Genomic DNA, 1,975 nt, shown 5'->3' with positions numbered 1-1,975 from the left:
ATGCTTTTCTGTTTCGTCCTGTTCTTTATCTAAGTTATAAATTATTTCATTTAACATAAAGGGTGTTAATAATCTTCCATGACTAACCATTGGTGGCAAGTTCAATATATATAGATTTCCATTAATATATGCAGCTCTTTTCCCTATGGTTAAAACTATGCTTAAACCTTCCTTCTCAGCTACTACTTTATTTGTTTCAGGATCCCAGTTATATTCCATGCCTAATTTTTTAAATAAATTCTCTAAAGACATAATAGATTCACTTGTAAGTATATTAGGATTATTATTAGACGTGGCTCTATCATTTAGGCTGACATCAATTGAATCTAGTTCATTGGCAAAGGAAGTGCTTCCAATTAATATAAATAAAATAAGCAATAAACTAATCCTTCTTTTCAATAGTCTCTCCTCCCCTTATATCTTTTAATTTATATACTTTTAATTGCTTCCAAATAAAGCTAATCCTACCTAACCGGATGCTTTATTATATAATCATCTACGTAATTGAGAAATCTATATACCATATCCATGCGTATGAATGGATCGGAAGCAATAATATTTATTATACAAAAAGGTGTTTTTTCGATTATTGGATGGTCAGGTTCTAATTTTGATATAGAGGGATTCCCACCTTTTAGGTTAAGTACATAGTACTCTTTATCGTATCTATCTCCTAATATTAGCTCTGGTACTCCATCTTCATCCATATCATATAATCTTGCAGTCCCAATATCATCAAGCCTATTAAGTATTTCTAGAACTTCTTCACTAATTAGCTTAACGCCAGATCTGGCCGATTCAATTAATGACACATATATTTTAGCCCAATAGCTAGGATAGTCACTAATTGGTTTCTTGGCTATAACGTCGAAATCCCTATCTACATCTAAGAATATATTTCCATAACGAGATGTACTCATTGCATTATATCTATAATCCCGTATATCATAGGAACCTCGTAATGCTATAGCTCCATCAAATAGTTTTTCCAGTATAATCTCATTTTTTTCTGTTATGATTGTTTTCATAGGAAAGATCCCTCCGATTTTTATTTGTTGTGGTAAACAACCTTATATCAGAGGCCTTTCCTTTTTTCTTGTTTTCTTGTTATAAAAGTATTATCTTATATCACTTTAAGCAGTATATTCACAACCTAATTCTTGTAATTTAGCAATTCTATTATTTGTATCTGGGTGACTTGAAGCAAGATTTGCCCATAAACCTTTGCTATTGCCACCATAAAAAGTATCTAACACAGAACATAGATTATTCCCATATCCTAATTCAAAAGCAAATTCATCAGCTAAATACTCATTTTGTCTACTAGAATGCATAACTAAAGCTAAGCCAATTTTTGTCCATCCCCACATAAAAAACACTAAAATTCCGTCAACAAAAATTGTGATAATAAGAGTACCGAGGCTGTCATTAATTATAGCCATTAATGTTCCCATAACATTAAAGAATACTCTAAACAATATAAATGCTATTGTCACTATAAAATTTCCTATTGCAACTAATAATATTAAGTCAGTATCTTTATTACCTAAATGCCCTAGTTCGTGAGCAAAAACAGCTTTTATTTGTGCATCTGAATAGTCAAGAAGACCTTTTGTTAGACAAATCGTTTTCCTTCCAGTTGCAAATGCATTTGGTACTTTATCATTACTCATGAATAGCTTAACATCTTCGGGAATTGAGGGATTCAATTCTCTAGCTTTAACTAAGACTTCTTGAAATAGTGGATCTAGTCTGTTTAAGTAATCTTTTCTTTCAATTTTTTTGCTCCCAGTTTGAATTCGCAAAAGCCATTCTCCAATGGGAGATAAAGCAATTGCTAAAGATATTATGTATATTATAATACCTAGAACAACTGAATCAAATATTAATGCTACAATAATGGTATTTAAAATTAAAAAAACAATAATACCAATATTATTCTTTTTGAATAAGTTTTTCCCAAAGTCTGTGATAT

The 1,975-nt window shown here is 30.6% G+C and carries 3 protein-coding genes; all 3 read right to left on the bottom strand.

Features of this window, described 5'->3' with window-relative positions:
• On the bottom strand, window positions 1–399 hold a 399-nt coding region (locus VK998_RS10170), incomplete at its 3' end, for a copper amine oxidase N-terminal domain-containing protein (RefSeq protein WP_325228021.1).
• Window positions 400–464: 65 nt separating this feature from the next.
• Window positions 465–1,028 (bottom strand): hypothetical protein, encoded by a 564-nt coding sequence (locus VK998_RS10165; protein ID WP_325228020.1) that lies wholly within the window; start codon window positions 1,026–1,028, stop codon window positions 465–467.
• A gap of 105 nt (window positions 1,029–1,133) precedes the next feature.
• On the bottom strand, window positions 1,134–1,975 hold an 842-nt coding region (locus VK998_RS10160; RefSeq protein WP_325228019.1), incomplete at its 5' end, for a zinc metalloprotease HtpX.

Source organism: Schnuerera sp. (assembly GCF_035459645.1).
Classification (GTDB): Bacteria; Bacillota; Clostridia; order Tissierellales; family Tepidimicrobiaceae; genus Schnuerera.
The sequence above is the reverse complement of the archived record's forward strand: the minus strand, read 5'-3'. Positions and strand labels throughout refer to the sequence as shown.